19 protein-coding genes and 2 pseudogenes are annotated in these 22,431 nt (G+C 56.1%); 12 read left to right on the top strand and 9 right to left on the bottom strand.

From position 1 onward, the window contains the following. Positions 1-59: 59 nt before the first annotated feature. Together L6R21_02910 and L6R21_02905 are read right to left on the bottom strand one after the other, a co-directional pair. Entirely contained in the window at positions 60-3,089 is a 3,030-nt protein-coding gene (locus L6R21_02910; protein ID MCK6558124.1) for a carboxypeptidase-like regulatory domain-containing protein, read from the bottom strand. Positions 3,090-3,157: 68 nt separating this feature from the next. After that, positions 3,158-3,523, bottom strand: coding sequence for a response regulator (locus L6R21_02905; protein ID MCK6558123.1), 366 nt, complete (start codon positions 3,521-3,523; stop codon positions 3,158-3,160). A 366-nt stretch (positions 3,524-3,889) separates the two neighbouring features. On the opposite strand from L6R21_02905, the gene L6R21_02900 reads away from it, so the two are divergent. Continuing rightward, complete coding sequence (locus tag L6R21_02900) at positions 3,890-7,102, top strand: histidine kinase (protein MCK6558122.1); 3,213 nt, start codon at positions 3,890-3,892, stop codon at positions 7,100-7,102. A gap of 4 nt (positions 7,103-7,106) precedes the next feature. On the opposite strand, the pseudogene L6R21_02895 reads toward L6R21_02900, so the two are convergent. Beyond that, positions 7,107-7,286: pseudogene (locus L6R21_02895) on the bottom strand (hypothetical protein). An 8-nt stretch (positions 7,287-7,294) separates the two neighbouring features. On the opposite strand from L6R21_02895, the gene L6R21_02890 reads away from it, so the two are divergent. The 11 genes and pseudogenes from L6R21_02890 to L6R21_02840 all read left to right on the top strand — a co-directional run bounded on the left by L6R21_02890 (position 7,295) and on the right by L6R21_02840 (position 14,884). Continuing rightward, a complete protein-coding gene (locus L6R21_02890) occupies positions 7,295-7,969 on the top strand; it encodes a Crp/Fnr family transcriptional regulator (GenBank protein MCK6558121.1) in 675 nt (224 codons plus the stop codon). A gap of 199 nt (positions 7,970-8,168) precedes the next feature. Beyond that, positions 8,169-8,432 carry a 4Fe-4S dicluster domain-containing protein gene (locus tag L6R21_02885; protein MCK6558120.1) on the top strand — a complete coding sequence of 88 codons (264 nt, stop codon included), beginning with the start codon at positions 8,169-8,171 and terminating at the stop codon, positions 8,430-8,432. 68 nt (positions 8,433-8,500) lie between these two features. Further along, a complete protein-coding gene (ric, locus tag L6R21_02880) occupies positions 8,501-9,259 on the top strand; it encodes an iron-sulfur cluster repair di-iron protein (GenBank protein ID MCK6558119.1) in 759 nt (252 codons plus the stop codon). Positions 9,260-9,432: 173 nt separating this feature from the next. After that, positions 9,433-10,068 (top strand): DUF6448 family protein, encoded by a 636-nt coding sequence (locus L6R21_02875; GenBank protein MCK6558118.1) that lies wholly within the window; start codon positions 9,433-9,435, stop codon positions 10,066-10,068. Between the two features lie 58 nt (positions 10,069-10,126). Beyond that, positions 10,127-11,215: an Mrp/NBP35 family ATP-binding protein gene (locus tag L6R21_02870; protein ID MCK6558117.1), complete on the top strand. Its 1,089-nt coding sequence runs from the start codon at positions 10,127-10,129 to the stop codon at positions 11,213-11,215. A 107-nt stretch (positions 11,216-11,322) separates the two neighbouring features. Beyond that, the gene (locus tag L6R21_02865) at positions 11,323-11,709 is read left to right on the top strand and encodes a cytochrome c (protein MCK6558116.1); all 387 of its coding nucleotides are present in this window, start codon (positions 11,323-11,325) and stop codon (positions 11,707-11,709) included. 26 nt (positions 11,710-11,735) lie between these two features. Continuing rightward, positions 11,736-12,440: pseudogene (locus L6R21_02860) on the top strand (DUF2249 domain-containing protein). Positions 12,441-12,515: 75 nt separating this feature from the next. Then, positions 12,516-12,755, top strand: coding sequence for a DUF2249 domain-containing protein (locus tag L6R21_02855; protein ID MCK6558115.1), 240 nt, complete (start codon positions 12,516-12,518; stop codon positions 12,753-12,755). 44 nt (positions 12,756-12,799) lie between these two features. After that, positions 12,800-14,113, top strand: coding sequence for a hypothetical protein (locus tag L6R21_02850; GenBank protein MCK6558114.1), 1,314 nt, complete (start codon positions 12,800-12,802; stop codon positions 14,111-14,113). Positions 14,114-14,128: 15 nt separating this feature from the next. After that, positions 14,129-14,431 (top strand): iron-sulfur cluster assembly protein, encoded by a 303-nt coding sequence (locus L6R21_02845; protein MCK6558113.1) that lies wholly within the window; start codon positions 14,129-14,131, stop codon positions 14,429-14,431. 3 nt (positions 14,432-14,434) lie between these two features. Beyond that, on the top strand, positions 14,435-14,884 hold the full coding sequence (locus tag L6R21_02840) for a hypothetical protein (protein ID MCK6558112.1): 450 nt from the start codon (positions 14,435-14,437) through the stop codon (positions 14,882-14,884). A 26-nt stretch (positions 14,885-14,910) separates the two neighbouring features. Here the strand turns inward: L6R21_02840 and L6R21_02835 are convergent, their stop codons facing one another. The 6 genes from L6R21_02835 to L6R21_02810 all read right to left on the bottom strand — a co-directional run bounded on the left by L6R21_02835 (position 14,911) and on the right by L6R21_02810 (position 22,397). Beyond that, positions 14,911-15,627 (bottom strand): LytTR family DNA-binding domain-containing protein, encoded by a 717-nt coding sequence (locus tag L6R21_02835; GenBank protein ID MCK6558111.1) that lies wholly within the window; start codon positions 15,625-15,627, stop codon positions 14,911-14,913. Between the two features lie 92 nt (positions 15,628-15,719). After that, the gene (locus L6R21_02830; protein ID MCK6558110.1) at positions 15,720-18,182 is read right to left on the bottom strand and encodes a glycoside hydrolase family 2 protein; all 2,463 of its coding nucleotides are present in this window, start codon (positions 18,180-18,182) and stop codon (positions 15,720-15,722) included. Positions 18,183-18,188: 6 nt separating this feature from the next. Further along, positions 18,189-19,112 (bottom strand): glycosidase, encoded by a 924-nt coding sequence (locus L6R21_02825; GenBank protein ID MCK6558109.1) that lies wholly within the window; start codon positions 19,110-19,112, stop codon positions 18,189-18,191. A gap of 122 nt (positions 19,113-19,234) precedes the next feature. Next, on the bottom strand, positions 19,235-20,377 hold the full coding sequence (locus L6R21_02820; protein ID MCK6558108.1) for a glycoside hydrolase family 9 protein: 1,143 nt from the start codon (positions 20,375-20,377) through the stop codon (positions 19,235-19,237). A 246-nt stretch (positions 20,378-20,623) separates the two neighbouring features. Further along, positions 20,624-21,433: a carbohydrate ABC transporter permease gene (locus tag L6R21_02815; GenBank protein MCK6558107.1), complete on the bottom strand. Its 810-nt coding sequence runs from the start codon at positions 21,431-21,433 to the stop codon at positions 20,624-20,626. A gap of 109 nt (positions 21,434-21,542) precedes the next feature. Continuing rightward, complete coding sequence (locus L6R21_02810) at positions 21,543-22,397, bottom strand: sugar ABC transporter permease (GenBank protein ID MCK6558106.1); 855 nt, start codon at positions 22,395-22,397, stop codon at positions 21,543-21,545. Positions 22,398-22,431: the final 34 nt, after the last annotated feature.

The following is a 22,431-nucleotide window of genomic DNA, read 5'->3' as shown; positions in this document are numbered from 1 at the left end:
TTGGGGTAATGGGAGTTGCGTGTACGGTACCCGCATGCTTTTCTGGGTGTCACCTGCTGTCACTGCAATTGCCACGTCAAACCGAAGTCGGCGGTCAAGCCGTATTTTTCGCTTTGATTGAAGAGCCGGCGATTGAACACGCCCTGGTCGGGCGAGCTGTTGTTGATCACACTGCCGTCTTCAAGATCCGTGGCATTGCTGATGTTCAGTAGCAAGGCGAGATTGTCGGTGAGGCCCTGCTTCAGGGTCAAATCGACGCGCGTGAAGGCCATGGTGATCTGGTCCGACAAGCCGCCGGCAGAATAGGACACGTTGTGCTCACCTTGATGAAAGACGGAAATCCTTCCTGAGAATCTGCCGAGATCATAGCCCAGTGCAACGTTGCCAAAGAATTCCGGCATGCCCTCCAATTTTTGCTTTCTTTCCGCAAGAACGGTGAATTTCCGCCACGTGGGTGGAATCGGTCCGGGCGGATCATAGAAAACGGAATCAATTCGCGAGATCCAAATAAAGGCCTCTGACCGTACGATGGAAGCATTGTAAGACAACACGATGTTCTTCAGCAAACCCGGCAGGAAACGAAAACTGATCTGATGCTCGAATTCGAATCCCCATACCTTCGTAGGTCTGGGGGAATTGTAGGGCAGCGTCAGATTGTAGGGCGCGGCGCCCATCTGGCTTGGCCAGGCAATGCCAAAGCGCTGCATGAGCGTATCTTGCAGCGCGCCTTGCGCATCGCGCACGGCAGTCGTGTTGAAATTGTTCAGCATGTGATACATGTCGGCGATTTCTTTGTAATACGCCGACAAAGAAATCAATCCGATCGTGTTGCTGAAGAAAGAGGTGTTCAATTCATAATTCCAGGCGCGGGCGGTTTTGAGCTTGGGATTGCCGACAAAGACCTGCAATTGCGATCCGACTTCGGCCGGGCGGCCGGCAATGTATCTCTCCAATCTCATATTAAAATCCGGGCGCGCCAGTGCTTTGTAGGCGGCGACGCGTACCTTCATGAAGTCCAGCGGTGAAACGGCGAGATTGAGGTTGGGGAGAATTACAGTCTGAGCGGAGGAGGAAGTCGTATCTCTGATGGAGCTGGCCGTGACCGGAAAGCCGCCGACGGATTGCGGCATGAACTTGGATGCATAGTCGTTGTCTTCGTTCTCGATGCGCAATCCGCCGATCACGGTGACTTTTTGCCCGAGATTGAGTGTGTTCATGATATAGCCGGCGCCGATGCGCTCGGTGACGTCATAGTCATCATATCGGATGAGGGGATTCGTCCACACTTCGAATTGATTACGCGTGACGTCGATGCCGTATCGGTTCAGTTCATACCACTGCCGCAGCCGGTCTCTGTCGAGGAGCGGATTCAAGCGGTAGGAGCCGTACACGTCACGTGCAACCGGATCGTCAAAGAACAAGGACATCGGCGTAAAGCCGCCGCCGCCGGCGTTCAGCCAATTTTCGAAAGGCGTGCCGGTGAAATCCTTGGGCCGGAACGTCCCATCCGGCAGTAATTCATAACGCTGCCATCTGCCCAGATAATAAGGCGTGAAGTCTTCAGTGCGGACATTTGAGCGGTCTCTGGTTTTGTATTTTCCTCCAATTTTTACCTCGCCCGAAATCCTGCTGCCCAACAGATACTTGCGCGCAACATCCAGGAACGCGGTCCGCTCCTTGTCAAAATTGCGCTGTTTGCGGAAGTAAGCCCAGGACAATCCCGCCGCAGAAAAATCATTGATGGCATAATCGATCAACTGCTCCGGGTGGTCCTGCAAATTGGTCGGCGTCGGCCGCATACCCGGCCGCTCGACAAAGCTTGCTTCATAGTCAAAAGGATAGTCGGACTCCGACTGCCCGAACGAGACACCCCAAGCCAGATTCAAACCAAGCAGACTATTATCGCCGCGAATCGAGCTGCTGAAGGTGTTGATCTCCTGTTCGCGGTCGCGATAATTATAAACCGGCGCGCCCGACTCGCTGCCGCCGCCGACTGCCGGATAGTCCCGGGTAGACCAAAGGTAATCTCTTTTGGTGCGGCCAAAAACATTGTTGCAGCGAATCGTGCCGTTATCCGGCGTGTTGACATCCAACAACACGCTGAAGCCATCCCGCTTTCTGACTTCGTCCGTGAACTCGAGCAGGAAATTGTCGAGGTAGAAGCTCTGATATTGCAGATTCGCGTAATCGACATTGATTCGCTCATTGCTGCGGAGGCGTTTTTCAAGATTCCCGGCCAATTGCACGCCGAGAACATTGTTGAGAAACCTCTCGCCGTAGTGCAGCGAAAAATCATACTGCTCGGCGGACTTCATCAGCCTGTTGTAATCGCCCTTTGCATCAACTTTGATGTTTCTGCTTTCCGGCGCCGTCTTGGTGACCAGGTTAATGCTGCCGGCCAGCGCGTCGCCGTCCTTGTCCGGTGTTGACGCTTTGTACAATTCGATTCCGGCCAGCGAGCTTTGCGACAACGTGCTCAAATCGACGCCGCGGCTGGTGGCATCCGTGGCTGGAATTTTCACGCCATCGATGGTGATGACGGTGAACTTGTCCTCCAGACCGCGCAGAATGACTTTGTTCGCTTCGCCGCCGGAACGTAACAACGAAACGCCGGGCAGGCGGCCAATGGATTCGGCGGCATTGGCATCCGGCAATTCCCGGATTTTCTCCTCGGAAACGACATTGATGATGGTGGGCGCTGTGCGCTGCTGATTGATGGCCGCAGCCTGGCCCACCGCCTGGCCGGTGACCGTAATCTCTGCGCCCTGCAGAATTTCAGCGGTCAATTTGATGTCGCTCACAAGTGAAGTATTGGCGGCGAGGGTCACCGGCAAATCGCGCGATCGATAACCGATGTAGGAGACGCGCAGCGTGTAGGTTCCGGCGGGGATGCGATCGATGCGATAGGCACCCTCCAAATTGGTGGCGCTGCCCAGAGCGGTTCCCACCAGGTAGACGCTGGCGCCCGGCAGCTTTTCCGCCGTGGCTGAATCGCTGACAACGCCGCGCAGAGTGCTCTGCGCAAAAACCGGCGTTGCCGCCAGGAGGAACAACCATGCCCAGGTTTTGCGAGCACGTGGTGTTTTCATTTTGCTTCCTCTCGAGTCCAAACCTGCCGGCAGCGGACGTCGGAATTTGAAGCAACGTCACCGCACGTCTAATCGCCGGCGGAATTCATCAATTCTTGGAGGGCGCGGGCCAGCCTTTCCTTGCTGATCGGTTTCAACAGATAGTCAACCGCCCGGTATTTTCCCGCGTTTTGCCGGTGGTGTGTGAAAGCCGTCACGAAGATGATCTTGAAATCGCCCTGGACTTGCTCCAAAAAATCAAAACCTGATCCTCCCGGCATCTGAATATCCAGGAAAATGAGATCAGGTTTCTGTTCATCAACTGCCCGCGTGGCCTCCGTCAGGTTTGCCGCTTCTCCCACAACGATGATGTTGGGGTATTCGCTCAGCAGGCGCTTCAATTCCAAACGAATGAGCCACTCATCGTCCACGATGAGCGTTTTGAAGGTTTTCATGAGGTTGATCCGGACTAGCGCATTCGCTATCTCCCGCAACATGTCGTGAAATTTCCGCTGCAAGCATCACTGCTCGCGCAACATAGCACGCCGGTGCCGAGTGCGCAACCGCGAACGTGCGAGCGGCAAATGGGCGGGATGAACGGTCAGGGGAATTCATTGACATCGCTGCAAAAAGTGTTAAATTGCCGGGCGAACCAGCCTGTGAAAACGGGTACGAAAATGACATGTGAACGCAATACCCAGACGGCGGCTTCAGGCCTGCGGCGCCGCGTGCGCAGGGCAAGACTATTTGGTGTCGATACGACCACTGAACGGCAGCGAATGCTCATTCATCCCAAACGCGCTGCTCGAACCGCAGGTCAAATGGCGCGGCATTCGGAGCAACGGCGCCGGGCCGGCATGGCCGCTCTCCTCGGCATGTTGGCCTTCGGCTTGTTCTCCCCTCTTCCGGCCCAGGAAAACGATCTCAAATTCGAGTGTTTCTCCATTGAAGACGGGCTGTCACACAGCAAGGTCAACAGCATATTTCAGGATCAGCGCGGATTTCTGTGGCTGGGAACCAACGACGGCTTGAACAAATTCGACGGGTATGAATTCACCGTCTATCGCTGGAAGCCCAACGAGGCGCAGGGCTTGTCGGCGCAGCTCGTGCGCGTGGTGATGGAGGACAGCAAAGGCAATCTTTGGATTGGAACCGAAGGCGGCGGGGTGAATCTTCTTGATCGCGACACCAACACCTTCCGGCATTTTACGCCGGATTCTTCCTCCCCGATCAGAATCAGCGGCCAGGATGTCAATGCCATCATCGAAGATCAGCACGGCAACTTGTGGCTGGGCACGAGCAACGGGCTGGATCTTTTCGACTACGCCGAGGGCACCGCGACCAATTTCGTTCCCGGCCATCTCGCGCACGCCCCGGCGCGCGAGAAGATCGTCAACGTCGTCCATGCCGACCGGCAGGGCAGTCTGTGGGTGGGCACGCAGAACCACGGGCTGTGGCTGTTTGACCGCGCGCGCCGGCAGTTCACTTGCTTTGAAAACGATCCCAACAATCCCGCCAGCCTGGGCGACAACGATGTTCGTTCGATCCACGAGGATGCGCAGGGCAATTTGTGGATCGGCACGACTTTCGGCGGCCTCAATCTGCTGGACCGCAGCCGGAGGTCCTTCCGCCGCTTCTTCCCGCAGAAAGACCATTCTGAGAGCAATACCATCCGCGCCATTCTCACCGCGGACGAAAACCGCTTGTGGGTCGGCAATCGCAGCGGATTGTACGCGTTTGACCCCGCGACGCAGCGCTTTGTGCATTACCAGCACGATCCCAACGATCCGTACAGCTTGAGCCACAATTCCGTGCAATGCCTGTTGCGGGACGCCAGGGGCGATTTCTGGGTGGGCACACGCGACGGGCTGAATTTCATCAACACCAACATCGCCAGCTTTGTGCATTATCAGGCCAAAGCCAATGACCGCCGCTTTCTAAACAACAAAGTCGTGTATGCGATTCTGGAGGATCGCTCCGGCGATTTGTGGTTCGGCACCGAAGAGGGCGGGCTGAATCAGCTCGAGCGCGAATCCGGATTGTTCACCTATTACATGCACGACAGCCGGAATCCGCACAGCCTGAGCGTCAACAACATCAAGGCCGTACTCGAAGAGCAGGGCGGAAATCTTTGGGTCGGCACTTTTCATGGCGGGCTTAATTATTTCGACCGCCGCACAAAACGCTTTGTTCATTATCAAAACCGCCCGGATGATTCCACCAGTCTGGCGGACAATGATGTGATGGCCATGCTGCTGGACAAACAGGGCGATCTCTGGGTGGGAACGTTCGAAGGCGGCCTGGATATTCGTGACCGCAAATCGGGGCGCTTCCGTCATTTCTTCCACGAGATCGGCATTCCCGGCTATCGCATGATTAGCGCGCTCATGCAGGATCGCCAGGGCAACATTTGGATCGGCTCCAATCGCGGCCGCTTGGGCCGCTGGAACGGCACCACGCGGGAATTCAAGCATTACCAGCTTCCCATCAAGAATATCATCACCATCGAGATTCGCCCGATTTTCGAAGAGGAAACCGGCAATTTTTGGATCGGCACCACCGGCGGCGGCTTATACTATTTCAATCGCGCGGACGAAAGCTTCAAAGCCTACACCATGCAGGAGGGTCTGCCGAGCAATGTCATCTACGGCATTCTGCAAGACCAGCAACGCAATCTCTGGTTGAGCACGACCAACGGGCTGGTCAAATTCAATCCGCACACCGGCGCGATCAAAACCTACTACCACGCCAGCGGTCTGCAGAGCGATCAATTTTGTTACGATGCCTTTCTCAAGACCCGCAGCGGCGAGATGTTTTTCGGCGGCATCAACGGCGTCACCGCCTTCTATCCCGAAAACATCCGCCAGAATGCCTATGTGCCGCCGGTGGTAATCACGCGCTTGAACGTCTTCAACAAGCCGGTGGAGATCGGCGGGCCGGACGGCATTTTGCAGAAATCCATCACCGAAACCAGGGAAATCACGCTGTCGCACCGGCACTCGGTTTTTTCGTTCGAATTTGCAGCACTGAATTACGCCGTCAGTGCCCACAACCAATACGCCTACAAGATGGAGGGATTCGATGCGGATTGGAACATGGTGGCCAACCGGCGCTTTGCGACCTACACCAATCTCAATCCCGGGACCTACACGTTTCGCGTCAAGGCGGCAAACAACGACGGCGTGTGGAATGAGCAGGGCGCCGAGCTGCGCGTGACCATCACGCCGCCGTTTTGGCAAACCTGGTGGTTCAAGGTCCTGGCGCTCGCGCTGGCGCTGTTGATCATCAAGCATTTTTATGATTATCAAATGCAGAAAAGAAACGCGCTGCACGCCACCTCTCTCGCCAATCTTGCGCAATTGCAACTGCTGCGCTATCAGATGAACCCGCACTTCCTGTTCAATGCGCACAATTCCATCCGCTCGATGATCCTGCTCGACAAGGAGCGCGCCTGGCAGATGATCACGGAGTTGTCGGAGTTTTTCCGCTATACCCTGCTCAATTTCAACAAGGTCACGGCCTCGCTCGATGAGGAAATCAAGGCGGTCGAAAACTATCTGCACATCGAGAAGATCCGCTTCGGCGATTCATTGCAGGTCTCCTTCGCCATCGACGAGGCCGCGCGCAGATGCACGGTGCCGGCATTTCTGTTTCAGCCGCTGGTGGAAAACGCCATCAAGTACGGCATGCAAACCAGCAGCCTGCCGCTGCAGGTGGTGGTTGCGATCATCTGGCAGGAGGCGACGCTGTCGATCGACGTGTCCAACACCGGCAACTTGGTGCCGCGTGCCCGCACGGAGGGACACGAGGAGGTGCATGGCACCTCACTGGAGAACTTGCGGCAAAGGCTAGCGATCATGTTTGAAGGCGGCTACAGCTTTCAGCTCTATGAGGAAAACGGCTGGGTGCATTCCAAAATCAGGATTCAATACCAGCCTGCCGGTGACGGCCGCAAAGGAATAAAACGCCTGGTGACAAAACCCAGCGCGGCTGCAGCATTGCGCCACGAAGCCGAATCGCCGTCATCAGCTTGAGAGAAATGGCCAGCATCCAGCATCCAGCATCCAGCATCCAGTATCCAGTAACCAGCATCCAGTAACCAGCATCCAGTAACCAGCATCCAGTAACCAGCATCCAGTAACCAGCATCCAGTAACCAGCATCCAGTAACCAGCATCCAGTAACCAGCATCCAGTATCCAGCATCCAGTTACCAGCATCCAGCACCATGCCTTCCGACGAACTCAAACCCAACCTCCGCGATTTGCCGCTGTTTGCGGCGCTGAGTGTGGCGGAGTTGCGCCAGCTCATGCGGCAAAGCGCCGTGCGTGGCTACAAACGCAATGACCTGATCTTCATGGAGGGCGAGGCCTATGCCGGCTTGTATCTTGTGCTCAGCGGCCGCATCAAAGTCTTCAAGACCAGTCCCGAAGGCAAAGAGCAGATCATTCATCTGCTCGGACCGCGCGAGCTTTTTGCCGACGTGCCGCTTTTCACCGGCGGGCCATACCCGGTGACCGCGCAGGCGCTGGAAGACACCCGCTTGCTGTTCATTCCGCGCCAGGCCTTTCTCGACCTTCTGCGCGGCAGTTCCGAGATTTGCATGCGCATGCTCGGCGCCTTTGCCAAACGCATGCGGCAATTGGTGAATTTGGTGGAATCTCTCTCGCTCAAAGATGTCACCGCCCGCCTGGCCCGCTATCTGGCGGACGAGGCGAAGCGCACCGGCACCAACACTGTCCTCCTGCCTGTTTCCAAAGCCAACCTTGCTGCCTTCCTCGGCACCATTCCCGAAACGCTCTCCCGCTCACTCCACGATTTGGAAAATCGCGGCATCATTGCCGTGCAAGGTAAACAGATTATCATCCAAAACCGTTCCCTGCTGCAAGAACTCGCCGGCTGAGAAATTTCCGTTTCTTGACTTGAGTCAAGGTCTTTTGCGGGCACCTTTTGTATTTTGGGTCAAGAAAAAATGCCCCGCACGAGGCGGCCTCCAAATAGCCAGAGCGTACGGCAGAGTGCAGGGACGCAAAGAGGCGCGAAGAGAATAATGACTTCAGCCTGCGATGCCGGCGGACAACAGATGACTATGAGAAACCCAAATGCCCTATATCATCACCGAACCCTGCATTGACGTGGTCGATGGCGCCTGCCGCGCGCTTTGCCCGGTCAACTGCATCTATCTGCCGGAAGAAACCCGGCTGCCGCTCGCGCGCCGGCAAAACAAAATGTATGTGAATCCGGAAGAGTGCATCGAATGTGATGCTTGCCGCGAGGCCTGTCCGGTGGGCGCCATTTACCCTGAAGCGCAAGTGCCGCAGCAATGGCGGGATTACATCGCCGACGAATATGCCGCGTTCAGATAGGGCCAGGCGCTGCAATTAATTCGCCGCCCGTGGCGCTTTGTCACCGTTGACAATTCGTGGCAGAAAAAATGAAGAATACAACAATTGACGACTTTCAGAAGGAGAAGCTGATGACGACACTGCAAGTTCACGACACCGTGGGAGAAATCGTGACGCGCCAGCCGGCGCTGGCACGGGTATTTGAAGCGGCGGGCATCGACTATTGCTGCGGCGGCAAGAAGACGCTGGCAGAAGCGTGCCGCACGAAGGGCGTTGACCCGCAGGCCTTTCTTGCCGCACTGGCGCAATCCGCCTCCGCCGGCGAGGCGCCGGTCGTCGAGGCCGCGGCCATGTCGCTCACAGCACTGGCCGATCACATCGAGCAGACGCATCACGCCTATCTGCGCTCCGAGCTGCCGCGTCTCAACGCGATGACGCAAAAAGTGGCGTCGGTTCACGGCGCGCATGAGCCTCGTCTGTGGCAGGTCCGGGAGGCTTTCGTCGCGCTGTTCGAAGAGTTGAGCAGCCACATGATGAAAGAGGAGATGATGTTGTTTCCCATGGTGCGGGAAATCGAGGCGAGTACCACGGCACCATTGTTCCACTGCGGCTCGCTCGCCAATCCCATTCGGCAAATGGAGGCGGAGCATGACCAGGCTGGGGCGGCGCTGGAAAGAATGCGAGAACTCACCGACGGTTACACACCGCCGGATTGGGCGTGCAACACCTACCGCGCCATGCTCGACGCCCTGGCCTATCTCGAACGCGACATGCATCAACACGTTCACAAAGAAAACAACGTGCTCTTCCCGCGCGCCCTCGTGCTGGAGCGCGAAAAGAGCGCGTGAGTGAAAGGGCGAAAACAGACCGGCCGTCTTGCATCAGGTGTTGGTGGAGGGCGCAGCGCCGACAAAGGCCGGCAGGCAAAATGACTGCGCTACAGATTGGCTGCGGCGAAGCGAACGAACCAAAGTCACCGTGAATTCGTGTTTGAATAGATAACGTACAAGGAGCAACCCTCATGCCAAGCAAGAATTCTCTCAAGCCCCTGGCGACAGCGATCGCCTTGTTCACAATGTTATTTCTCGGCGCCGGCAATTCCTATGCGCATTGCGATGCGCTGGACGGTCCGGTGATCAAGGCTGCGCAAAAAGCGCTGGCAACCGGCAACGTCAATCTCGTGCTGATTTGGGTGCAGCAAAACGACGAAGCGGAAATCAAAAGCGCCTTTGAGCAAACTTTGAAAGTCCGGCAACTGGGCGCGGAAGCGAAACAGCTTGCGGACAGATATTTCTTCGAAACTCTGGTGCGCATTCATCGCGCCGGCGAAGGCGCGCCCTACACGGGTTTGAAGCCCGCCGGGCTCGATCTCGGCCCCGCCATTCCCGCGGGCGACAAGGCGCTGGAAACCGGCTCCGCAGAGCCGCTGCTCAAATTGCTCAGCGACACGATGCACAACGGTTTGCATGGCACTTTCACCGCAGCCAGGGCCAAAAAGAATTTCAACCAAGATGATGTGAAAGCCGGACGCGAGTATGTGCAAGCCTACGTGACCTTCATTCACTATGTCGAAGGCCTCTACGCAGCCGCACAGCGATCGCCGGCCGGGCATACTCATGAAACGAACCATTCCGGCGGTCACGAAGAGGTGCATTGATGAAGCGCCGCAATGAGCGGTATTTTTCGTACAGCGTATTGCAAGCGGATGGTGCAGCATGGCAACCAAAGAAGAGGTATTGCAGAAACTGCGGTCGGTGCCTTATCCCGGCTACAGCCGCGACATCGTGAGCTTCGGGCTGGTGCAGGAAGTGGCGGCCTGCGGCGATATGGCCACGCTCAAGTTGGAACTGGTCACCACCGAGGGCAAAGCCGGTGAGAGATTGCGCCCCTCGGTCGAACAGGCGTTACGCGAGCTGGGAATTACCAAGCTCAATCTGCAAATCAACGAGAAGACGGCCGCCCAAGCTCAGGCCGAGAAACAAGCGGCCCGGCAAGCCGCCACCGACAACTCGCTGGCCGGCGTGCAATACAAGATCGCCGTGGCCAGCGGCAAAGGCGGCGTCGGCAAATCCACCGTTGCCGTCAATCTCGCTTTCGCTCTGAAAACGCTGGGCAAAAAAGTCGGCTTGTTGGATGCAGACATTTATGGTCCCAATTTGCCGATGATGCTTGGATTGGAAGGTCAGCAACCGCGTTCCGCCAATCGCAAAATCGTTCCGCTCGAGCGCGACGGCGTCAAAGTCATGTCGCTGGGATTTTTGGCGCCGGGCGACACCGCGGTGATTTGGCGCGGGCCGCTGGTGGGCCGTGCCCTCGAGCAAATGCTGCGCGACGTGGCCTGGGGCGAGTTGGATTTTCTCATCATCGACCTGCCGCCCGGCACCGGCGATGCGCAACTCACCATCTCGCAGAAACTCGTGCTCACCGGCGCGATCATCGTTTCCACGCCGCAACCGGTGGCGCTGAGCGATGCCATGAAAGGCCTGCGCATGTTTCAGAAGGTCAACGTGCCGGTGCTGGGCGTGATCGAAAACATGAGCCGCTTTCTCTGTCCGGAATGCGGCAGGGAGCACGACATTTTCGGCTACGGCGGCGCGCGGGAAGCCGCGCAACGCGAGGGCGTGCGTTTTCTCGGCGACCTCCCAATTACCACGGCCCTCCGCGTCGGCGGCGATACCGGCGCGCCCGTGGTGCTCGCGCAGCCCCAGCTTGAAGTGGCCAGACGCTTGGTAAACGTCGCGCAGAATGTCCTGGAGGAAGTTGAAGCGCAAACCGGGGTGATGCCCAAGCGTTTTGTGCTTTGAGGCAAGACCAGTAAAGCTTTGCGATCTCGAGTTGAAGAAACGGTATTGCGGTTCCTGGCGGTGCCGTCTTGCTGCAGAGGCTTTGGAATTGAATCAGAATTTCAACCATGACCCCACCGAGCAAAAAGGTTTTCTTCCTGTTCCTGGCTGGATTCTTCGGCTTGTTGCTGACGACGGTAACGATCAATCTCGCGTTTTACAACGCCACCAGCGCAGCCGTCCAGGATGACGGCAGCGCAGGCCACGCGCTGATGAAGAAATACGGCTGCTTTTCCTGTCACAAGCTGCATGGCATGGGCAGCACGGTCGGGCCTGCCCTTGATGACGTCGGTACAAGACGTGAGGTGGACTGGATGGCGCGCTGGATCAAGAATCCCAATGCCATCAAAAGCAACACGCGCATGCCGCCGTTCTTTTATCTGCCCGATGAGCAGATTCGAATCATCGCCGAATATCTGAGCCAGCAACGCAGCGCAGAAAGAAAAAAACCATGATCTCCCGCGATACCAAAGTCGGAAAAATGCTCAAAGAGCATCCGCAGACGCTCGCGGTGCTGCTGGAAACCAGCGCGCATTTCAGCAAGCTGCAAAACCCCCTCTTGCGCAAAGCCCTGGCGCCGCGCGTGACCATCGAGCAGGCCGCGAAAATCGCGGGCGTGAACCTGTCCGAATTGCTGCAAAAGCTCAACCAGAAAATCGGCGCCAATATGCCAATACCAGAAACGTCATCCGCTGCCGCACCGGCTCAGCGCAACGCCGGGCGTCCGCAGGTTTTGGACGAACGGCAGCCGGTTGATTTGGACGTTCGCCCCCTTCTGCAGAGCGGCACGGATCCGCTGAAGACGATTTTGCAGCGTGTCGAACAATTGGCGCCGAATCAATACCTGCGTTTGATCAACAGCTTTGAACCGATTCCGCTTTACAGCGTGCTCGGCAAGCGCGGCTTTGATCATTTCACCGAGTTTCTGGAGGGCGCGTTTCACGTGCACTTCTATCGCCGCCCGTCAGCGGAGCAAGGGGAAACCGGCAAAGGGGAGGAAAGAATTGGCGCAAAGTCCGACGTTCCTTCCCGGGAAAAGACCATTGCGCTTGATGTGCGTGCGCTGTCGCCGCCCGAGCCGATGATGAAAATCCTCGAAATCATTCCCCGAGTTGATGAAAAGACGCTGCTGTTCGTGCACCATCATCGTGAGCCTTTGTTTTTGTATGAGAAATTGCAGGCGCGGGGATACAAGTGGCAAGTCGAGAAAATAGCGGAGACCGATTTTCACGTTCAAATCTGGAAAGACGGAGAAATCATGATGAACCCGATTCCTGACACGCAAGCTTTGGATGTCCGCGAGCTGCCGCCGGCCAAACGCCATCCGCTCATCTTTCAGACGTTTGAAGCGCTCGCGCCCAGCGAGGCTTTTGTCCTGGTGAACGATCACGATCCCAAGCCGCTCTATTATCAGTTCATGTTTGAGCAAGCGGGCCGATTCACATGGGACTATTTGGAGCAGGGACCGGACGTGTGGAGAGTGCAGATCAGCAAGGTATGAAACTGTAACCACCTCGCCCTAGCAATCATGACAATCAAGCGCACTTGTTGAAAAGAACAGCCATGCTCGGCCCCGGACTCACCACCTCGTATGCCCCGCCCTTTGCACTGGTGCGGAATCATTTCATCGTCAGCATCGCTGCGTACTTCTTGCTGGCCCTCGCGTTGGTCTTCGTGGCGCCGTGGATGCAGGGCCATTACTTCCAACCGCATCTGCTCGGCTTGACGCATCTCGCGGCGCTGGGATGGATCAGCATGGTCATGATGGGCGCGCTCTATCAACTCGTGCCGGTGGTGTTGGAGACCAAATTGTGGAGCGCGCGGCTGGCGCACGTCACCTTCTGGCTTTTTCTGCCCGGCGCGTTTGGCATGATCGTTCATATGTGGCTTTATCGAACCGGACCCGGCTTGTGGGGCTCGGGACTTTTGACGCTGGCCGCGTTCGTGCTTTTTACCGCCAATCTGCTGGCGACGCTGGCCCAAGTCGAAAAGTGGAACCTCACCGGCATTCACATTCTGGCCGCGTTGGTGGCGATTATTTTGGCAGCGGCGCTGGGCGTTGCGCTCGCTTACAATTTGTGGCGACCTTATTTGCCCGGCGATCATTTACACTATCTGCGCGCGCACGCGCATTTGGCATTTCTCGGGTGGGTGCTGCTGGTCGTGATGGGGGTGGCGTACAAACTCATTCCCATGTTCACGCTCGCCCACGGCTATTCCATGACGGCCGGCAAGTGGGCGTTTGGCCTCGTCAGCGTCGCGACCATCGGGTTGATGACGGCCTGGAGCTGCAACCTGTTTGCCGGCCACGCGGCCAGTGCCATCCGTTTGGATGTCTTCTATGCGCTGCTGCTCGCTGCCGGCATTGCGGCGTTCCTGGCGCAAATGGGGCTGGTGTTTCGCCGGCGCCTGCGCAAGCAGACAGACGTCAGCACCGTTCACACCGTGCTGTCATTCATCTTTTTGGGATTGACAACCGCGCTCGGTGTGGCGCAATTCTTCCTGCCGGCCCGCTGGCCACCGGCAGTGCGCGAAGGCTTCCTTCTGCTCTATGGCTGGCTGGCCTTCGTTGGCTTCGCCGGATTCATCATCGTCGGGCAAATGTACAAGATTCTGCCATTTCTGGTTTGGTTCAACAAGTACAGCGACAAGGTGGGCCAGGCCAAAGTGCCGATGCTGAAAGACATGTTTGATGAACGGCTAGCGAAAATCGAATTGGGATTGATGTTGGCCGGGTTCTTCATCGCTGCTGTCGCCTTGCCATTGGCAAACACCCTTGTGTTCCGCAGCGGCGCGCTTGTCATCGCTGCCAGCGCGGCGATCTTTGCGTGGAATATGGTCACGATTTTCAGGCGATGAGAGGAAGTCAAAACCATGCTCACCGAACAAGACATTCTCGCCAAACTCCGTGAGGTAATCGATCCTGAAATCGGATTGAATATTGTTGACCTCGGGCTGATCTACAGCATCGACACGAACGCGGAGAATCAGGTCCACGTCAAAATGACGTTGACGACGCCCGGCTGTCCGATGCACGACGCGATGAGTACCTGGGCGCAGAGGGCCGTCGCCGCCATGCCGGGCGTTGCCGGTGCCACGGTCGAAGTGGTGTGGGATCCGCCGTGGAATCCCGCCATGATGACGGACCGCGCCCGCGCGCAGTTGGGGTGGAGATAGGCGATGCCCCAGATTGTTCGCTGGTTCATTCGCACCAGTGCCGTCTACCTCGTGCTCACCTTTTTGCTCGGCGCGATTTTCCTGTATCACAATTGGCTCGCTGGCCCGGTGCCGCGGCCCTGGGTCATCGCGCATTTGCACGCCGGACTGGTCGGTTGGTTGGTGAATATCGTGATCGGCGTCGGCTTGTGGATGTTCCCGCTCAACAAAGAGGAATTTCCCGCGGGCGGCGGCCGTTATCCGCCGGCGCTGGCGCGCATTTGTTATTTGGGATTGAATATCGGACTGCCCGTGCGGCTGGTTGCAGATTTGCTGTTTGCCCACACCGGCAATCACTTCATGGGCGCGCTGATGGCTCTGGCGGGCATTCCGCAAGTTGCGGCTGCCGCCATTTTTCTGTACGTTGTTTGGAAACGGGTCAGGCAGGTTTCAGGGTTGAAGGCGAACCCATGAGGGGCAGGCGCATTGCCGCGCGCAGACTAAAACGGCAGCAGATGCTTCAGCTTGGAAGCATAACGCCGGCTCATGATGAACGGCGTTGCCAGGCCGTGGATGAAAACCTCTTGCGTGTAGTTTTTGCATTTCTTCACCTGCTCCACATAGTCAAAATTCACGATGGCGGAGCGGTGAATCCGCACGAAGTGCTTTTCCGGCAGCAGGTCTTCCCACTCCTGCAGCGTCTTTGAAACCAGCGCGCGCGGCTTGTCGGCATAGTAGAGGTAGGAATAATTGCCCTCGGCGGTGAGGCACTTCAGCAACGACAGTTTGATGAACTTCAGCGCGCCGTTGACAATCACGTAGATCACGTCGTCATACGCGACTCTCTTGCCCGGCTGCGGCGTGGGCGGCTCATTCGAGCCCAGTCGCTTGATGGCTTTCGCCAAGCGCTCTGTGCTGATCGGTTTGAGCAAATAGTCGAGCGCATTCACTTCGAAGGCGCGCAGCGCGTATTTGTCGTAGGCGGTGATAAAAATGATGCGCGCCCCCGTTTCGACTTGATCGAGCAAATCGAAACCCGAGGCTCCCGGCAACTGAATATCCAGAAAGATCACGTCCGGCGAGTTTTTCTGTATCAAAGGAATGGCTTGGGCGACGCTGCCGGCCTCGCCGATCACGACAATCTCCGGATGGCTGGCCAGCATCATTTTCAGCTCCGAGCGCACCAGCCACTCGTCATCAACAATGATGGCTTGCAAGGTCTGCATGAGGCATAAAGAGCAAGTTACGTTTCCACCAAGATAGAAATCCACCCGCCCAACCCCGGCGCTTTCTTCCGATGCGGGCTTTGCTAACTGAGCCACCTCCATCCCAAGCTGTCCGCTGCGAGCATTTGTGTTGCCGGCAAGTCTTTCAACGCTATCACCATTTCGCAGTCGGCATCCAGATCGAAGTAATTTTCCGTCAACGTCGCGCCTGCAGGCGGTTCGGGCAGCGCGAGCGCCTTGACGAAACAATCGGATTTGACTTGCACCTCCCAATTTTGTTCATCCGTTTTCTTGAGCTGCCAAGCGAGATGCGGCGGTGGCAGTTGCAGATGTTTGTAGCGGCAAAAGAAATGGCGATTCTCCGCAACCACGTGTCCATTCTGCCGCAGCCGCGCGCGCAGGTATTGCCGGCGCGGATCGATCTGCAAAAGTTCGGCGAAAGCCGGAGCCGCCAGCCGCAGTGAAAGATTCGCCGGAATCAGCACGCGCTCGTGACGCGCCCAACTCACTTCTCCCGCAAAACTGAGAACCTCGAACTCGAACTCAGCCGCGATGGTGACGAGCGCGTCATTGGTCGCCCAGACTTCGATGAACTTGCCGGCAGGTTTGAAACTCACCAATAACGGCGCGAAGAAGCGGCGCGCATACCAATACGCGGCTTTGGGCTGCAATTCGCTATCAATCACCGCCCAGCTTGACACCGGCCAGCAGTCATTCAATTGCCAGAACAGCGCACCGGCCGTGTGAAATTTCTCGCGGCGCCAATGTTCCACCATCGTCTTCAGCGCTTCCGCCTGCACAACTTGCGTTTTGAAAACGAAATCTTCAAAATCATGCGGCATGCTCACAAAACCGGCCAGGAAACGAAAGAGCCGTTCCGAACCCTCCACCTGCTTGTTGTGATGCTCGAACACCGCGCTTTGCGGCTGCAGATCTTCGGGCGTGAGAAATTTTTCCCACGTTGACAATGTCGCCGGCGCTTGAAAACCAAACTCCGAAAGAAAACGGCCGCGATCTTTGGCCACCGCTGCCGGATCAACCCAGTTGCTCCAGATGTTCCATTGGTGACGATCACCTTCCGATTCCGAATTGGGATCATTACCGCCGAAAGGCGAGCTTTGCCAATAGGGCCGCGTTGGATCATGCTCGGCGCAAATCTCCGGAATGATCTTTTCGAACAGGGAAACACCCGGCATCTCACGATACGAGCGCCGTGTTTCCATTTTCCAAATCCACTCGTTCTCGTTATTGCCACACCACAAGACGACGCAGGGATGGTTGCGCAGTTGCTTGACAACCGTCGCGATTTCGCGCCGCACATTATCGGTAAATTCCGGATAGTCCGGATAACCACCGCAGGCAAACATAAAATCCTGCCACACCAAAATGCCCAGCTCGTCACAGAGATCATAAAAGATCTTCTGCTCGTAAATGCCGCCGCCCCAAATGCGCAGCATGTTCATGTTGGCCTCGCGGGCCATGCTCAACAAGGCGCGGTACTTTTCGTTTGCAATACGCGGGATGAATGAATCCGCCGGAATCCAATCGGCGCCTTTGCAAAAGATGGGCACGTTATTGAGACGAAACAGAAAAGATTCGCCGCCGGCATCCGGCTCGCGCACCAGCTCGAGCCGGCGGATGCCAAAGCGAGTTGTCTGCTCGTCTTCGGTTTCACCATCGACGCGAGCGCGCACTTTCAATTCATACAAAAGCTGCTCGCCATAGCCGGTTGGCCACCATAAATGCGGTTGGTCAATTGAAAACTCCTCCACAAGATTTGTTTCAGAAGTGCTCGCCTGCTTGCTCACGCGAAAATTCGGACCGGAAATTTCCACGACAAATTCCACAGGGCTTGCAGTGAATTTTTCAACTGCGATCTTTGCCAGCACGCGAGCGCGCTGCAAATCGTGATCGAGGTGAACCTCTGCGAAGAGATTTTGAATGCGCAAGTGTTGGTGGCCTTCGAGTCGAATCGATCGCCAGATGCCGCTGGTTGCCAGCTTCGGGCCCCAATCCCAACTGAAAGAGTACTGCGCTTTGCGGGCATAAACCCGATAACTCTCCAGCGCCACCGGCAACTTGCCGTAACGCGCTTCCAACTCTTGCGCCCGCTGCATGGGCGAATCAAAACGAATTTCGATTTCATTTTCACCAGGCCGCAGCAACGGTTTCACTTCAAACCGGTGCGGAACAAACATGTTCGCCGTTTCGGCCGCCTGCCGGCCGTTGATGAAAATGGCCGCGAACGTATCTAGTCCATCTGCCGCAAACTGAATGGCGGTGCGCGATAGAAAGTCTGCCGGCACGTGAAAAGTGCGCCGATAACGCCAGCCGATTTCCGCCACCCATTGTACCTGCCATTCGTTGTCGCGATAGAACGGATCAGGAATTTTTTCAGCGGCCAGCAAATCCGTGTGCAGCGTACCCGGCACGCTCGCCGGCAACCACTCGTCCTTTTGTAAAAGTCCACCCGGCAATTGGCTGATTCGCGGCGAATGCCAATCGGGTTGAAATTCCCAAACACCGTTCAGATCGATTGAGTTCATATCCAATCACACTTTGAAGCGTTTGAGTTCATGCAACAACTCTTCGAAACTGGCTTTGGCCATGCCGATCGCTTTGTCCGCGCCGCCGTAATAAATCAGCAACTCGTCATCAAACAGCGCGGTGCCAGTCGGGAAAACCACGTTGGGCACGTCGCCGACTTTTTCGAAGTGGCGTTCCGGCTCGAGAATGGGATCGGGGAAGCGCGCGATGACGCGCAACGGATTCTCATGATCCAACAACGCCGCGCCGGCGCGATAAACCAGTTTGTCATCGACGCCGTGATAGATGACCAGCCATCCCTCTTTTGTTGGAATCGGCGGAGCGCCACCGCCGATCTTTTTTGCTTCCCACCAAAACTGCGGACGCATGGCCGTGTATTTGTCCAACGCCGCTACATGCTTCTCCCAGTAATCTTTTTCCGGCTTCAGCAGATGTTCCATATCATTGAAAAAGGCGAGTTGAATATTCGGCTCGAGGCGGTGCATCAGAATCAATTTGCCCTTGACCAGTTCCGGAAAGAGCATCGCGTCCTTGTCCCACAAATCCGGGATAATAATGCCGTGCTTCTCAATTCTGTTGAAATCGGTCGTCGAGGCCAGGCAGGTGCGCACCGTCACGCCGTCGTACGCGACATAAACCAAATAGTAACGACCGTCGAATTCTGCAATGCGCGGGTCTTCAATGCCACGTTTCTCGTGTGAGGCCTCACGGCGAAGAATCGGTTCCGGCCAACGCTCCAAAATTTTGCCGCTGCGGTCGAGTTTGGCGTAGCCCAGCGTCGAATAGTTGTCGCCTTCGACGGCGCGATAAATCATCAGCACATGTTCGCCCTCGCGGATCGCGGCGGGATTGAACACCGCTTGTGATTCCCAGGCGTTTTCTTTGATCGGTTCGAGGACAGCGTTGCCGACGCGTTGCAACTTGAACATCTGCCTTCACTCCTTCAAAATGAATATGTCCGTAAATGAGATTATGGTAAAAATTGTTGGATTGTTGGATTCCTGGATTTTTGGATTATTGGGTCTCATTGATCCATCGATCCAACAATCCATCACTCCATGCTTTCCATTTTTTCATACAGCTTTTGCCGCGCCACCGGATTCGCCTCGAGTTCGAGAATAGCGTACAATGCTTCGATCGTCGATTCGGCGCCGGCGTTGCGGTTGATTTCTTTTTCCGAGAGAATGCCGTCAAAGCCGCGGCCGGTTTTGGGGTCATACATTTGCGCCTGCGCTGCATTCTTTCCGAAAAACCACTGCGCCAAATCCGCCGCCAATTCGGCGAAATGCGGGTCATTCGTGCTTTCGGCGAGACGCAACGCACCGACGATCATCGGGCGTAGCGCGTAAGCGATTTGGGAATAACGCTCGGTTTTCGTCGCATGAATCTGATTGCCGTCTCGGGCAAATTGCATTTCACGCGGGAAGTTTTCTTGCTGCAAATACGGGAAGAAGAATTCGGCTTCACGTTTTGCCACGGCGAGAAAATCTTCCCGCTGCACCAGCGCGGCAATCGTTGCCAGCGCCTGCGTTTGGCCATTGGCCCAACCGTGCCAGAGATCCTGCCATGAAAGCATTGCGCCGAATGGAAAGTGATTCTCGTCGCCAAGCTGCATGGCCACAAACGCCTCACCGAATTTTTCCAAATAGGTTTTGACCCGCGGATCATTCATGGCGCGATAGTAGGCGGCCAAACCGAGCACCAGCTCGGAAGTGGCGTCGCCGGCGGAGTTGTACAGCAGCCAGCGCGGCACGTTGAAGCCGTTGATGGTATCCATGGCCGGATAGTGTTGCAACAGCGTGTCGAGATGCGCAAAAGTTTTCTGCACGTGCTGCTGCAAGCGCCTGGCATAAGCCGGATCGCGATCGCGGAAAACGCGACAGCCCTCGCCCAGCGCCCACACGCCGCGCGCCGCCCACCAGCCAAGACTTTTGAAACTAGTGTGGCCGTCGCGATTGATGGAATGATCGGCAAAAATGAAATTATAAAACAAGCCGTCCTCGGCTTGCATATAGCGGCAAAAATCGATCAGCTTGCGCGCACGCCACAAGCTCGTCGTATCGCCGGTGACTTCAAAATGCCGCAAATAAACCACGGCCGCGCGGGCCGCATCATCGACGCACGCAATGCCTTCGTCACTGTCATCAACCCATTGGTAGTCGGGATATTCCGAATAGATGTGGATGATGGCCATCGGCTGGCCGCCAATCGTCACTTCTTGATAAAGGTGATTTAGATGAGTCAGATTCGTTAGCCGCAGCTCAATAGTTTGCTTTTGTGTGCAAGCGCACAGTGCGGCGACCAGTACTAAGAAAAAGGCTTCACGCAAAGACGCAAAGTCGCAGAGATATCGCAAAGAAAACCTTTGCGGATTCTTTGCGTCTCTGCGCCTTTGCGTGTGGCTTTTTTGCTTTAAGAAATTTTCCAAAGACATATAGACTTATTCTTTCAATCCTGTAGCCGCCATGCTTTCAATAAAATACTTTTGAAAAAAGGCGTACGCAATCACTATCGGCAAAGCCAGCAGCGTTGCGGCTGCCAACTGCACGCCGAGCTGGCTCTCGGCAGCGCCGCCGGTGACGAACAACGCCACAAGCTGCGGCATCACCATTAGCTCACTTTTGCGGATCGTCAAGATCGGCCACAACACTTCGTTCCAGATTCCCATGAACGTCAAAATGGCCACGGTGATCAAGGTGGGCACGGAAAGTGGCCAGAAGATGCGAAAGAGAATGCCGAACTCACTGGCGCCATCGATGCGCGCGGCATCGATCACATCCTGCGGAATGGTTTTGAATGCCTGACGAAACATCAACACGCCGAGGGCATTGATGCCATAAGGCACGATGAGCGCAAGATAGGTGTCCACCCAGCCGAGCTTCACCATGAGAATATAAAGTGGAATGAGCGTCAACTGCACCGGCAGAATCATGGTGAAAATGACCAGCATGAAGATTACGTTCTTGCCGCGAAATTGCAAACGTGAGAGCGCGAAGCCGGTCATCGACCCGAACAACAGCACACTCGCCACGACGGAGAGCGAGACGAGCAGGCTGTTGGCAAAGGCGCGCAGCAGCGGAATTTTCTGAAAGACGGCCGCATAGCTCGCCAGCGTCCAGCGCGACGGCAACAAATTCAACGCGCCGATTTCGTTTTCCGGCCGCAGCGTGGCGGAGAGCATCCACAAAAAGGGATAGATGAAAACGACGGCTGCGAGTGATAGAAAAATGTAGCGCCAGACTTTGGTCATGACTTTACAATAATCCAAAGACACAAAATCAAACAACCGCGAATTAACGCGAATCACCGCGAATAAAAATTGGCGTGCATTAGCGTAGATTAGCGGTTTTTAAAAAACTTCATTCTCTTTCCACCAGTCGCCGCTGCACGAGGACCACCATCAGCACAATCACCGCGAACGCGAATCCCAAGGTGGCGGCATAACCCATGTGATAGAAGAAAAATCCCTGCTTGTAAATGTAAAGCATCGCCGAAAGCGTGCGATTCATCGGGCCGCCGCCGGTCATGACATACGGCTCGATGAAAAGTGAAAAGCCGCCAATGGTGGAGAGAATAACGACCATGAAGATCGTGGGATTCAGCATCGGCAGCGTGACGCGCCGGAATTTTTGCCAGGCGCCGGCGCCATCGATGCTGGCGGCTTCGTACATCTGCGGCGGTACGCTTTGCAGGCCGACCAGAAAGAGCACGATATACAACCCGACGTTTTTCCACGTGGCCATGAGCGCAATCGACGGCATGGCCATCTTCGGCTCGGTCAGCCAGCCGATTTTCGGCAAACCGATTTGCGTCAGCAACGCATTGAGCACACCGGTGTCTTTGGCATAAAGCTGATCCCACAGAATCGCAATGACCACGCCGCTCACGACCACCGGCAGAAAGAACGCGGCGCGGAAAAATCCCCGCAATTTGATGCGCTGATTCAACTGAATGGCCAGAAACAACGCGACGACGAGCTGCAGCGGAATGTGCAACAGCAGGAAGACGCCGGTGTTCAGCATCGCCTGCCAAAACAGATTGTCGTGAAAAAGTTTGGCAAAGTTATCCAAGCCCACCCACACCATCGGCGACACAATGTCCCAGCGGTGAAAGAGCAGCACCAGCGAGAACACGAGCGGGAAGCCAATGAAAATGGCGAAATGCAGCGCGTAGGGGGTGACAAACAAATAGCCTGTGTGATTGCGACGGCGCATATTTTATGTTTGTAGTTGTGCCTTTAGGCGTCAA

This window comes from bacterium, assembly GCA_023150945.1.
Classification (GTDB): Bacteria; Zhuqueibacterota; Zhuqueibacteria; order Zhuqueibacterales; family Zhuqueibacteraceae; genus Coneutiohabitans.
This window is presented reverse-complemented; position numbering and strand designations above follow the sequence as displayed.

Bases quoted from the DNA above. Each gene is read 5' to 3' on its own strand.
- L6R21_02845 (MCK6558113.1), top strand. From the start codon at position 14,129: ATGCTCACCGAACAAGACATTCTCGCCAAACTCCGTGAGGTAATCGAT.
- L6R21_02905 (MCK6558123.1), bottom strand. From the start codon at position 3,523: ATGAAAACCTTCAAAACGCTCATCGTGGACGATGAGTGGCTCATTCGT.
- L6R21_02820 (MCK6558108.1), bottom strand. From the start codon at position 20,377: ATGGCCATCATCCACATCTATTCGGAATATCCCGACTACCAATGGGTT.
- L6R21_02830 (MCK6558110.1), bottom strand. From the start codon at position 18,182: ATGAACTCAATCGATCTGAACGGTGTTTGGGAATTTCAACCCGATTGG.
- L6R21_02810 (MCK6558106.1), bottom strand. From the start codon at position 22,397: ATGCGCCGTCGCAATCACACAGGCTATTTGTTTGTCACCCCCTACGCG.
- L6R21_02890 (MCK6558121.1), top strand. From the start codon at position 7,295: ATGCCTTCCGACGAACTCAAACCCAACCTCCGCGATTTGCCGCTGTTT.
- L6R21_02855 (MCK6558115.1), top strand. From the start codon at position 12,516: ATGAACCCGATTCCTGACACGCAAGCTTTGGATGTCCGCGAGCTGCCG.
- L6R21_02825 (MCK6558109.1), bottom strand. From the start codon at position 19,112: ATGTTCAAGTTGCAACGCGTCGGCAACGCTGTCCTCGAACCGATCAAA.
- L6R21_02910 (MCK6558124.1), bottom strand. From the start codon at position 3,089: ATGAAAACACCACGTGCTCGCAAAACCTGGGCATGGTTGTTCCTCCTG.
- L6R21_02885 (MCK6558120.1), top strand. From the start codon at position 8,169: ATGCCCTATATCATCACCGAACCCTGCATTGACGTGGTCGATGGCGCC.
- L6R21_02865 (MCK6558116.1), top strand. From the start codon at position 11,323: ATGACCCCACCGAGCAAAAAGGTTTTCTTCCTGTTCCTGGCTGGATTC.
- L6R21_02815 (MCK6558107.1), bottom strand. From the start codon at position 21,433: ATGACCAAAGTCTGGCGCTACATTTTTCTATCACTCGCAGCCGTCGTT.
- L6R21_02870 (MCK6558117.1), top strand. From the start codon at position 10,127: ATGGCAACCAAAGAAGAGGTATTGCAGAAACTGCGGTCGGTGCCTTAT.
- L6R21_02840 (MCK6558112.1), top strand. From the start codon at position 14,435: ATGCCCCAGATTGTTCGCTGGTTCATTCGCACCAGTGCCGTCTACCTC.
- L6R21_02875 (MCK6558118.1), top strand. From the start codon at position 9,433: ATGCCAAGCAAGAATTCTCTCAAGCCCCTGGCGACAGCGATCGCCTTG.
- L6R21_02900 (MCK6558122.1), top strand. From the start codon at position 3,890: ATGGCGCGGCATTCGGAGCAACGGCGCCGGGCCGGCATGGCCGCTCTC.
- ric (MCK6558119.1), top strand. From the start codon at position 8,501: ATGAAGAATACAACAATTGACGACTTTCAGAAGGAGAAGCTGATGACG.